The sequence below is a fragment of the Streptococcus sp. 3167 genome (genome assembly GCF_013277175.1).
GTDB classification, from domain to species: domain Bacteria; phylum Bacillota; class Bacilli; order Lactobacillales; family Streptococcaceae; genus Streptococcus; species Streptococcus pseudopneumoniae.
On the sequence record NZ_VMML01000093.1, the window covers coordinates 1 to 1435 of the forward strand.

The 1435-nt window shown below is 42.9% G+C and carries 2 protein-coding genes; both read right to left on the reverse strand.

Annotated elements, in window-relative coordinates; genetic code table 11:
* Window positions 1–335: 335 nt before the first annotated feature.
* The gene (locus HT678_RS10525) at window positions 336–1118 is read right to left on the reverse strand and encodes a hypothetical protein (protein WP_119947539.1); all 783 of its coding nucleotides are present in this window, start codon (window positions 1116–1118) and stop codon (window positions 336–338) included.
* 5 nt (window positions 1119–1123) lie between these two features.
* Window positions 1124–1435, reverse strand: a 312-nt coding sequence (locus HT678_RS10530; RefSeq protein WP_172925001.1) for a hypothetical protein, incomplete at its 5' end; no start/stop codon positions are given.

A 1435-nucleotide genomic window follows, 5' to 3' on the forward strand; every position in this document is an offset into this window, starting at 1 on the left:
GTTTCCTTTCTATTCTCTATAAAACTTAACATTAACGCTACCTATATACTCCCTTAAGTTTGTACCAGTTAGATATATGACTCCTCGGTTATACATATCAGCCTGAATTCTTATTAATCTGCTATTATTGAGTTGTACATATCGTATAGCAGCAACCTTAATATCATTACCTTTAATATCAATATTGTACCCACCCCAGTACTGCCACATTCTTGTGTTTAACACTTCCAATAATAATGACGGTCCACTCGACCACACCAACCTATCGCCAATATAGCGCTTGACAATCTCTCTACTTCCTAACATGATTCTTACTCTATCTCTCATAGCTTCACCTACTTAAAAATATCGTAAATCGTGTGAGGGTCTTTGGTAGTAATAGCATCGTACTGCTCTTGCGTACCGGCCCAATAGTTGAGTGCCTGCGAACCGTTCTGATTGACAATGTTCTGACCTGGAACTCCACTTCGCCCTTGTTCACCATCGTTGACATTATCCAAATGGGTAAAAGCAGAGGCTCTCAATCCTCTGTAATTCACTTCAATGCGAACTTCAAACCAACCACCAGAACGCTGAGAAGCACTCCATGTGCCAAATTTTCCTGCTGAATCAGGGGTCTGATTTCTCAAAGAACGCCAGTTTGTATAGCCAAAACCACGATAGTAATAATCAAGAGTATAGCCGCTCGTGACTGCTTCGCCATCGTAGAATACATCCGCAAACAAATTCAATCGGCTAGTAGAGCCATTCTTATAAGAACCCTCAATACGAACGCTGGCATTCAAACTATGCCCATTATCCCCTTTTAAGCTATCCCGTTGAGTCGGTGTCAGCGTATCGAATGATGGACGATTTTCTAAGGCGGAAATCCTAGCCTTGATGGGGATATCATTGTACAACTCCCATTTTTGGGCATAAGTAGACAAGTCTTGGTGGGAGGTCAAGTAGCCTTTCTCTTCCAGCTCCGCTTTTGTAACGAGGGTTTCTGGATGGACTCTCGGTCTACTCTCAAGGGTGTCCAGTCTTTTCTTAACCTCCCTATCCTTTAGCTCTGAGTCTTCTTTGATAGCCTTGACATCCTCACCGATTGCTCTTGCTAGATTTTCAAGGTTACTCATAGCACTCACGCTTTCGCTGCGTTATAGGTTGCGACCAAGTCAAGGTTGGCAATCTGGTCTACACGTCCGCTGACTTCAGTTACTTTGCCAAGAAGTGCGCTATTTTCATCTTGTCCCATACTTGTGATTTTTTCCGCGATTTCTTTCAGTGTGTCCAAATTCTCAGGGGTACCTTCACCCAAGATTTCAGCCTTAACTTCAGATTTAGCTTGGGCGATTGCTTGGTTCATGTCAGACGTGCTGACTTTCGTTTTCAGCTCTTCGTTTACCTTTTTGTTATCTTCCCCCACTGCCTGCGCAAATGCTGTTAATTTTGT